The sequence below is a fragment of the Catenibacterium faecis genome, assembly GCF_014306455.1.
Lineage (GTDB): Bacteria > Bacillota_I > Bacilli_A > Erysipelotrichales > Coprobacillaceae > Catenibacterium > Catenibacterium mitsuoka_A.
In genome coordinates, this window is record NZ_JACRWG010000075.1 from 1 (window position 1) to 9,079 (window position 9,079).

General features: G+C 37.0%; 12 protein-coding genes. 2 read left to right on the forward strand and 10 right to left on the reverse strand.

Translation table 11 applies throughout. The annotated features are described in order from the left end of the window. Positions 1-204: 204 nt before the first annotated feature. Entirely contained in the window at positions 205-636 is a 432-nt protein-coding gene (locus H8909_RS11860) for an RNA polymerase sigma factor (protein WP_044925118.1), read from the reverse strand. Between the two features lie 498 nt (positions 637-1,134). Between H8909_RS11860 and H8909_RS11865 the strand changes: the two genes are divergently transcribed. Beyond that, positions 1,135-1,494: a helix-turn-helix transcriptional regulator gene (locus H8909_RS11865; protein ID WP_055158670.1), complete on the forward strand. Its 360-nt coding sequence runs from the start codon at positions 1,135-1,137 to the stop codon at positions 1,492-1,494. 71 nt (positions 1,495-1,565) lie between these two features. On the opposite strand, the gene H8909_RS11870 is transcribed toward H8909_RS11865, so the two are convergent. The 6 genes from H8909_RS11870 to H8909_RS11900 all read right to left on the reverse strand — a co-directional run bounded on the left by H8909_RS11870 (position 1,566) and on the right by H8909_RS11900 (position 4,912). After that, complete coding sequence (locus H8909_RS11870) at positions 1,566-2,045, reverse strand: MGMT family protein (protein WP_055158669.1); 480 nt, start codon at positions 2,043-2,045, stop codon at positions 1,566-1,568. 178 nt (positions 2,046-2,223) lie between these two features. Further along, positions 2,224-2,424 carry a cysteine-rich KTR domain-containing protein gene (locus H8909_RS11875; RefSeq protein ID WP_439647251.1) on the reverse strand — a complete coding sequence of 67 codons (201 nt, stop codon included), beginning with the start codon at positions 2,422-2,424 and terminating at the stop codon, positions 2,224-2,226. Positions 2,425-2,524: 100 nt separating this feature from the next. After that, the gene (locus tag H8909_RS11880) at positions 2,525-3,136 is read right to left on the reverse strand and encodes a methyltransferase family protein (protein ID WP_055158668.1); all 612 of its coding nucleotides are present in this window, start codon (positions 3,134-3,136) and stop codon (positions 2,525-2,527) included. 5 nt (positions 3,137-3,141) lie between these two features. Beyond that, positions 3,142-3,555: a hypothetical protein gene (locus H8909_RS11885; protein ID WP_138276440.1), complete on the reverse strand. Its 414-nt coding sequence runs from the start codon at positions 3,553-3,555 to the stop codon at positions 3,142-3,144. Further along, positions 3,548-3,997, reverse strand: coding sequence for a LytTR family DNA-binding domain-containing protein (locus H8909_RS11890; RefSeq protein WP_158293293.1), 450 nt, complete (start codon positions 3,995-3,997; stop codon positions 3,548-3,550). Before H8909_RS11890 ends, H8909_RS11885 begins: the two co-directional genes overlap by 8 nt. Positions 3,998-4,444: 447 nt before the next feature. After that, positions 4,445-4,912, reverse strand: a complete 468-nt coding sequence (locus tag H8909_RS11900) for a hypothetical protein (RefSeq protein ID WP_055158613.1) — start codon at positions 4,910-4,912, stop codon at positions 4,445-4,447. Positions 4,913-5,040: 128 nt separating this feature from the next. Here H8909_RS11900 and H8909_RS11905 point away from each other — a divergent pair, with 128 nt between their 5' ends. Next, on the forward strand, positions 5,041-5,571 hold the full coding sequence (locus H8909_RS11905; RefSeq protein ID WP_055158612.1) for a PadR family transcriptional regulator: 531 nt from the start codon (positions 5,041-5,043) through the stop codon (positions 5,569-5,571). Positions 5,572-5,647: 76 nt separating this feature from the next. Here the strand turns inward: H8909_RS11905 and H8909_RS11910 are convergent, their stop codons facing one another. The 3 genes from H8909_RS11910 to H8909_RS11920 form a co-directional block, all read right to left on the reverse strand. Further along, positions 5,648-6,550 carry a conjugal transfer protein gene (locus H8909_RS11910; RefSeq protein ID WP_106987472.1) on the reverse strand — a complete coding sequence of 301 codons (903 nt, stop codon included), beginning with the start codon at positions 6,548-6,550 and terminating at the stop codon, positions 5,648-5,650. 14 nt (positions 6,551-6,564) lie between these two features. Continuing rightward, a complete protein-coding gene (locus tag H8909_RS11915; protein ID WP_106987471.1) occupies positions 6,565-7,572 on the reverse strand; it encodes a bifunctional lytic transglycosylase/C40 family peptidase in 1,008 nt (335 codons plus the stop codon). Then, on the reverse strand, positions 7,569-9,079 hold a 1,511-nt coding region (locus H8909_RS11920), incomplete at its 5' end, for a CD3337/EF1877 family mobilome membrane protein (protein WP_238928288.1). The genes H8909_RS11920 and H8909_RS11915, both read right to left, overlap by 4 nt.

Genomic DNA, 9,079 nt, shown 5'->3' on the forward strand with positions numbered 1-9,079 from the left:
TCATCGATATTACCTCCGGCAAGATAATATCAATAAAATGAAAAAGGACAAAATAATTATGTAGGTTTTCCAACATTCTTATGTTGTCTTTTACCTACATTTTTATTTTATCCTTAGCAATAGAACAGCAACAGCTTTTCTATGGCGTTTTCGTTACCGTCCACGGCTGATGATATGAGAAAAAATGATGGAAGTGTGTGTTGCTTATTCTTCATTTGTTTTCTTCTCCTTTAACTGCTTTCTGATTTCTTCAAGTGAATTTCTTCTGTGCCTGTATGATGTACTTCGGTTGATGTTCAGCTTTTCGCCTATCTCCGAATCGCTCATATCCAAGAAGAAAAACATCAATACAATGTTCCGGCTCTGCTCCGGCAACTGTTTCAGTGCTTCTGCAAGTTCTTCGTCAAGTACACGGATTTCTGTACCGCACACATCGAATGTTGTATATTCACTTTCGTAATCGTCCCATACAATCAATTTCTCAACAACAATCTCTGGAAGCTCACAAAAGGATACTTCTTTTGCCTGTCGTCTGGCTAATTCCTTGCGGTAATTACGGACAATGCCTTTCACAACCTTTTTGAGCTTACAGTCAAATTGACACTGTATTGTCTTTTGGAAGTCTGATGGTTTCAAAATCACACCCCCTTTCGCTATGAAGTAAAAAGTATGTATCCCTCTTTCCGCACCATATCTGTACGGCAAGGTGTGATTTGTTGCAGGATTGAAAAAAATTTTTGTAAATATGAAAACAGCCTATTTGCACCAATAACAAATAGACTGTTTTTAAAACATCTGATATATGAGTTTTTAATTCATGTTCAAGGACTGATGATGTACTAAGAAAAAGACGGAATAAATTCGGTTGTCGGTATAGATTGCCTGTTTTACTTAGAATCACAAATTGCTCCTTGACCCGAGCAAGCCTGTGAAAATAGAAAAAGGACAGCTCTGGTTATACCAAAACCGTCCTAATATTTTTGGACATTATAAAACAGATTACCCACAGAACGGTTTTTTTTATTTACCGAACGAGGTAATATTTTTGTTTGAATTTACAATGCATATAATATGAGTTTTTAACACATTCTAATCACATGACATGAAGTATAAACTCATGCTAGGTGATTAAAAATGAGAAAAAAGAAAGATACACACAGCTTTGATTTTCGTCCTTTAGGACTGGCAATCAGAGAAGCCAGAGAGAAAGCAGGGCTTTCCAGAAATGATTTAGGCGATAAAGTCTTTTACGGAGAACGTCATATCGCAGATATTGAAAATATCGGGAAACACCCTAGCTTTCAGTTGTTCCATGATTTAGTTACCATGTTCAATATATCTGTTGACGAGTATTTCTATCCAGCAAAAAATATTGAAAAAAGCACAACCCGCCGTCAGATAGATTCGTCACTTGATTTATTGAGTGATAACGAATTAAAAATTATTCAAGGTACGATTGACGGTATCTTGAACAGCAGAGAGAATAAGAAGTAATTTGCTTCTTATTTTCTCTGTTTTTCTATACAGGTACTTTAACACCTATGAACATGAAAGGAAAAACTTACCTATTTCAAATCAAAGAGAAAAGTTTCATAGTCCTTTACATAGTACCGTATATTTTTTCGCCCTTTTTGAATAATAGTGTGTCCCTCTGATTCTAATTTTTCTTTTTGTGCCTCAATGCCATTTGGATATTTAGCATTCAGTTCTCCGTTCGCTTTTAATGTTCTCCAATAAGGCGTTTCATCTTCGGAACGCTGATAACTAGCCCATGCCACAATAGAAACAAAAATTCCTGCTGTAATCGGTTCTGTAAAATCTGCACCACTCAACTCCGCAAAGTATTCTCGTATTGTCCCAACAGTAATCACTTTACCATAAGGGACTTTTTTCATTACTCTGTCATAGTCAATTGGCGGAGCAAAATACATTTTACTTCCACCATATTTTTCAATGCTTTTCTGGTCTGTAATGATTTGAAATTTTGGCATATCCTTGTTATCGTGCAACATAGCATTAAAATCTTTTTTATCTTCGTTTGCCATTTCTGCCACCTCCTGCTTTAAGAATAATCTGTTTGTCATTCCTATGCAATGAGACTGTTTGAAAAATTTGTTGATTTTCGATTTGTATATTTCTTAATTCATGCTATATCATAACTAAACACAGAATCATGGAATTAAAAAATGAGCCGACAATCTATAAGTTACAATAACTTACAAATTATCGGCTCTGCGTCTTAGCGTCTGGCTCTCTGATAATTATATTTCCACGTTTCATATTGATTATAGTTTCTTGTTTGCACTTCGGACAGAATAACGGAAAATTTATCAATTCTGTATCGTTCCGTATTTTGGTTCGTGTCTTATTGTTACAAATAGGGCAAAACACCCATGATTGATTACTCATAAAAGCTCCTCTCATATTCGCTTAATCTTACAAATTTATTCTACAAATTTTATTTTTTCATAAAAAATAACTAGTCAATACCATTACTAAAGTTATCTCCAAGACATCAGCAATTTTAATATATATACGGAAAAAGTTTATATGTTTTTTCTTTATATAAGTTATATTCTTTAAAATATTTTTGTAAAACTGCTTCTTCAACATTTATTCTTATTTGATAGCAAACAAAGCTACAAATAGCAACTATCAATATAGCAGGGATATTCTTTAACGCAATACTCACGCCCAATAATGACAGAATACTTCCAGTGTAGGCAGGGTGGCGTACAAATTTATACATACCATTTGTTATTAGCTGTTGTTCTTTACTAATCTGAACATTTAATGTAAATGCCTTTTTTAAAGTTAAAACAGCTTTTATACGAATACAAATCCCGACTGCTATAATTAACATACCAATTTTTGCAAAGTAAGCAGGCAACGTCAATTCTCTTATGCAAAATGGAGCTTTTTGACTGATACATAGAAAACTAATTATCAAACAAAATACAAAATTTAAATATAACAACCATTTCGTTCCTAAATCTCTAGTGTCAATTTTTTCAGTTCTATTTTGCTTTGAACGTGTATAAAAGAAAATAAATATTTCGGAAATAAGTAAACACATTAGCAACACATTAAATATATAATATTCAATAGCACTATTAAATTTTGTCATATCGCCCATTACTATTACCTCTTATTCCTTAATTTTAAAAATTTGTTTATTTCATCAGCTTGTCTTTTGGAAATATGATAAAAATAGCAATGAATAGCTATCATAATTAAAATATAGACACATGAATACCATGTAATGTTAATTGCACTAAACGCAAACCATTTACCTATAAATGCCACACCAATGGTTATTGGATATAATATAATCATTTCAGCAATAAAGTGATATATATATTTGCTAAAATCTATAAATGATAGAAGCCAATCGACAATCACTGACACCATAAGATAAACAAACACCTGCAAAATAAAGAAACAAAATCTGTCTTTAGAATATCCTGCTATAATATTGCTTATCGTTGCATACAAAATAATAAATGTAAATGCCATAGAAAATGCAGGAAGATATGTCCTTAAAAATTTATTCATAATAGCCACTCCTTATCTTATCTCTTAGAATAGGAATATATTTTCTTGAAACAATTAGATTTTCTTCATTGTTAAGTTCTGCCAATAATCTGTGGTTAGGGTAAGGTTTAACACAGACCAGACAAGAAATATTCAATAAGGCTGTTTTGCTTATCCTTACAACATTTGACCTTATTAAATCTTGTTCAATAGCAGAAAGTGTCTTTTTACATTCAAATATTTTTTGTTGAGTGTACATAAATGTTTTTTTATCAACAGTTTCAAAATACAAGACTTCATTTAATGGTATCTGATACAGCTTTTTTTCAAAAATTCCTTGTATAAGATATTCTTGTTGACGGATATATTGAACAATCCGATTTAAAGGTTGGGTCATACTTGAATATCGTATATCTATTTCCGGTTCAGCCAAATCTTTTTTTTCCAATAGTTGCAGTTTCAATATGCTTTCCTCCATGTACTTTAATAGAAGTTTAATATTTCTCCAAAACAGTCGCAACCACTTTAAGTTCAAATACCCTTAACAGTATGTAAAATACCCACATTCCACTTTATTCAATTAAAGTTTTATTTCCTTTGTAATTTTATAGATATATTCCTCTGGCGTGGGACGCTTATTTCCAAACAGCTTTTTGAAATTCGCCTGTACCTCTGGGTCTGTACTGTTCATGGCTTCATCAATAGTAACCTATATATTTTCCCTTAATTCCGATACAGAGACACCGCTTGCCTTTGCACCAGCCTTTAAGATTTTTTTCATATCTCCTTTTTTTAGTCCTATCATGTAATACCCCCATGTAATCTTATTTTCTAGCCATCACTAAATAACTGGATTTATTTTTCGATACTGTATAACTTTTATAATCTGTCATAAGTAAATCCCTTCCCGCTAATATCGTTCAATATTTCCATTATAGTTATGAGCTTTTTCAAGAAGTGGACCTTTCGCCCCCATTGTAAATGCAATATCGCTACTTCTAATACACAACAATTCATTTCCTATATCAAGATTTAACTGTTTTAATAGCTGTGATGTAAACTGAATACTACCATTTTCCTTTAGAGGAAGCCACGCATATTTCCGTCCTTTATATGTAACCAATGTTCCTCGTGGAATAGACTGTTTTTCTAACTGTGGACACTCATGTAAAATATGACTTAATTTTGACTTAGATAATAGAGGATATGTCGTTACGCAAAACCCACCCGTAACCTTACTTCCTGTAAAGATAATGATTTTATCATCATTTAGCACTTGATATTCTTCAAGTGCTTGCGTTGGAAATTGAACGGTTAAATCATCATGTATCAAAGATAGTCCAAATACGAATTTTCCGCCTTTATTTAATTGTGGCATAAGCACATCTCCTTTCTCTTTCATTTTCCAGATATTCGTGTTATAATTAAGCTAGAGTAATATAATATAATACTACTCTATATATAGAGTACATTAAATCATTGTATTTGTCAAGGAGTGTGAAATATATGTTATCAAAATCAGCTACTATGCTTTTAGGGCTTATTACTCATCAACCACTTAATGCCTATGAAATTGTTAAAACTTTAGACTACATGAATATCAAGTATTGGTTCAATATTGGAACGTCTACTGTATATGCCACAATTAAAACTCTAGAGAAAAAGCAATATCTCGTTGGTGAAATACAGAAGGACGGTAATATGCCCGATAAAACTGTTTATTCAATCACGGAACAAGGAAAAGCAGTATTTTTGGAGACTTTGCGAACTTCTTTTTTGAAGTTCGATTATGATACGAATATTTTTTCTATCACAGCATTTTTCCTTGATTGTTTACCAGAAAAAGAACAAAAGACGCTGTTAGAACAGCGTATGACCGTTTTACAAGAATATCTTGCTGGTATTCAAAAACAACATACAGAAGAATGGGAAAAACAAGTTAATCCATATCATGTTGCCAATCTACAACGTATGACGGATATTGTCTTAGCTGAAATTAGCGGTACAGAACGACTTTTTAAAGCTACAACAAAATAGAATATATGGAAAAAAGGCTTGCGGAGCATACTATATAGAGTATGACGCAAGCCTTTTTTTAGCATTTTTTACAAACTTATTCTACAATCTTCCAGTTATCGTCCTTATGAAGCACCAGCTCATACTGTGAGATTTGTGTCATTTTCGACTTGTTATCCAGATACTTCACAGACACACTGACCTTAAGATTATCGCCATCTTTGGTAAAAACAGGATTTACCAGCTCCGAAAATACATAATCGCCGGATACAGGAGCAAGCACACCATCTTTTACATAATAGGCAAGTTCTTTTTCCGTAGCTGTCGGATACAGCTTAAAGAATGTTTCCAAGAAAGCGGTAGCGTCCTTGACGGTATCGGAACTGACACTGACATCTGCTTCCTGTACTTTCGGTTCATACTTTGATTTCTGTACCGCCGGAGCAAGGGTTGGATTCTGGGTAATGACCATTGCACCGTCCTTATCCACATGAACGGTCACGGTGTAGTTTTCTGTGACTGCCTGTGTCTGTTCTCCCTCTTTTACCTGCTGATCTACTTCGTAGGCAACGGTAAAATCGTCCGTTCCAGACTGTTCTATATTCCAGACCAGCACATTTGTAACGGTCGCACTGGTTGGTATGTCCGTTCTGATGGTATCAGCGTTCAAGTCCTGTAATTCTTTGGTAAGGTATTTACTGATTTCTGTTGTCCTTGCTTCAATGGCTTCCTTGCTGGTATCCCATGAGTAGTAGGCTTTCGCAAAGTTCTTGACGAAATTCTCAATACCGTTGGTATCGTTCAATCTTAACTGAATGATTTCTTTTTCATGTACCGTGTGGGTGTCAATGGCGGTAAAGTTCTTATACACACCAAAGCTGGTGCTTGCCAGAAGCACCGCCCACAAAAGCAGAACAGATTTCTTATGTGTACCGACTTTCATGGTACGCACCTTCTTATTCTTAGGTGCTTTCTCTGTTTTTTCTTTTTTCTTAAACATATTTCAAGTCCTTTCTATTGTTTGATTCTTCCGGCACAAATGATGTGCTGTTGCCAGTAGGCAGAGGTCAAATCGGTATAGCCGATTGGATTTCCGGCATGATACATCTGATTGTTCCCTACATAGATTCCTACATGGGTAACATAGTCACTGGTATTGTAGGTGGAATGAAAAAAGACCAAATCGCCAGCCTGTGCCTGTGACAATGGGATATGCTGGGTTGCGTCATACTGTGCCTGTGCGGTTCGTGGCAGACTGATTCCGGCTTTTCCGTAGCACCACTGGGTAAGACCAGAACAGTCAAAAGAGGTGTTCGGGTTACTGCCACCGTAGACATACTTCCAGCCTTGATATTTCAACGCTTCATTCATAACCGCCTGTACCGTTTCATTACTGAACTGTTTTATGTTCAGATATTGGTTGACCAGCTCCACATAGAACATGTTCCCGTAGTTATAACGCCAGCCACCATTTTTACTGACCGCTATCGGGTTCGTATAGGTCACTTTTGTACCGCCAGATTTATTCTTTGCGAAATTCTCCGCAAGATTGAAGCTGTGCTTTTTTCCGTTCTTCGCCACATAGTCTGCATAGCCACCACCATAGTTATAAGACTGAATGACCACGTTAATGTCATTCATGCCTTTGGCTTTACAGGAAGAAAGCAGGGACGCAAAATATTTACACCCCTGCTTTATGGATTCTTCTGTACTTAATGAGTTTGGCGGTAGTCCCAGACTTTCACTGGACTGCATGACATCAGTAGCCGTACCGCCACTTTCCACCTGTATGATGGCAAGCAGGACGTTCACATACTCCGAGATACCGTTTTCTCTGGCGTATTTTTCTACCATCGGCTGATGTTTGAGGACATCAGCTGACAGGTTCATGCCAGAATAGACAGGCGAATAGCTGTTTGAACTGTCGTCATCTTCGCCGGAAATCAATATCCCGAAAAAGAGGACGATGGAGAAAAGGACTGGAAATATCGTACCTATGATAAGGATACGCTTTAATCTCATTTCTTCCGTCCTTTCTCTGGTTGCTTCGTAACAGTCTTACGATTTTGTTTTTGGTTGACCTGTTTCTGTATGGTTGTTTTCTTTTGATTACTTCTGGATTCCACTACATTTGGCTGGTTCGTTCTGGTAACACCTTTGACCTGTTGTTCCTGTCTGATATTGGTTCGGACAGTTTCTTTTCCAGCCTTGACTTCTACATTTTTTATCACAGGAGAAGTAGCAGGACGCTTCATATCCGGCTTTATGACCGTATCGGTCTGTGCTGTTTTTGGAACAGGTGTGGCAACAGGGCGTTCATGGCTTCTGGTAGCTCCGGCTGTCGCTGATCCATTCGCATGAACTGTCTGCCTTGCTTCCTGTGCTTTCTGTAATTCCTGCTTTTTCTGTGAGATATTTTCCCTGTGCAGGTTGCGTTTCTGTGTACGCTGTTCCTGTCGGTTTTCCCGTTCTTCCACAACGCCACGCTTAAAGTCCGATACATTATCCTTTGCTTTCTGTTTGGCAGAATGGACGGCATAACTAGCCTGTGTCGGCAGGTCTTTCACATTTTCTTTCAGAGAAGAAGCACTGTCACGGACTTTATTTTTCGTATCCATCACAGCACCCACAGCAGAACCAACACGGCTTCCCATGCTGGCAGAGGTATTTTCCCGTTTCTTTGGCGGTTGGTTCGTTGCTGGCTTTCCGGCTCTGGCAATACTTGCACCTGCCACCGCACCTGCAACACTTCCAGCACCGACAGCTCTTGCAATTCGGCGTTCCATACGTCTTGCCCTGTGTCGCATGAACACCATCGGTCTACGGAAAATCCGGCGACCTATCTGCTGGCTGTCATTGGCATTAAGGCTGAACATACTCATTAGTTCTCCGAGCTTCATGTAGATTCCGGCAAAACAGATTATCTGCAAAAACGCCACCATGAAGAACGGATAATCTGTGGAAATGTTGTAGAACATACTGGAAATCGAAAATGCCACGGTCACAATCAGCGTGATTCCAGCTCTTGTCATAATGGCGTTGAATACACGGACAACTGCCTGTTTCGCCATGTTCTCATAGGTCGGTATCATGGACAGTAAAAAGCTGACAGGCAAAAACATGGCATATATGATAAAAAGTATCTGGGAAAATAACATCATGCCGGTAAGCAGAAAGATAAAGATTGTGATACCGAGATTGAAAATGAGCAGGAAGAACACCATGCCAAGACGGTTGACGACCTGCGGAATGGTAAGGTTGTCATTGTCGTTATCCTCAATCTCTGTTTTGACGACATTTTCCCTTGTTTCCCCCTCTTCGTCTGACGGGCTGGCAGATACCAGAGCTTCCACACGGTCAGTCCCGATTTCTTCGGTATCGCTGTTCCCAAACTGCAACAACAGCCACGGTGGGGCTAGTATAAATTTAGTGCCAGTCAAATAGAGAAAATATCTAAAAAAAGAATTGAAAAACATTCGAAAGAATACTAGTCTGAAACATGAAAATAGAGGTGTTAAACATGTCAGAA

Excerpts from the sequence above, each read along its gene's own strand:
- H8909_RS11865 (WP_055158670.1), top strand. The coding sequence starts at position 1,135 with ATGAGAAAAAAGAAAGATACACACAGCTTTGATTTTCGTCCTTTAGGA.
- H8909_RS11870 (WP_055158669.1), bottom strand. The coding sequence starts at position 2,045 with ATGGCAAACGAAGATAAAAAAGATTTTAATGCTATGTTGCACGATAAC.
- H8909_RS11875 (WP_439647251.1), bottom strand. The coding sequence starts at position 2,424 with ATGAGAGGAGCTTTTATGAGTAATCAATCATGGGTGTTTTGCCCTATT.
- H8909_RS11880 (WP_055158668.1), bottom strand. The coding sequence starts at position 3,136 with ATGGGCGATATGACAAAATTTAATAGTGCTATTGAATATTATATATTT.
- H8909_RS11885 (WP_138276440.1), bottom strand. The coding sequence starts at position 3,555 with ATGAATAAATTTTTAAGGACATATCTTCCTGCATTTTCTATGGCATTT.
- H8909_RS11900 (WP_055158613.1), bottom strand. The coding sequence starts at position 4,912 with ATGCCACAATTAAATAAAGGCGGAAAATTCGTATTTGGACTATCTTTG.
- H8909_RS11905 (WP_055158612.1), top strand. The coding sequence starts at position 5,041 with ATGTTATCAAAATCAGCTACTATGCTTTTAGGGCTTATTACTCATCAA.
- H8909_RS11910 (WP_106987472.1), bottom strand. The coding sequence starts at position 6,550 with ATGTTTAAGAAAAAAGAAAAAACAGAGAAAGCACCTAAGAATAAGAAG.
- H8909_RS11915 (WP_106987471.1), bottom strand. The coding sequence starts at position 7,572 with ATGAGATTAAAGCGTATCCTTATCATAGGTACGATATTTCCAGTCCTT.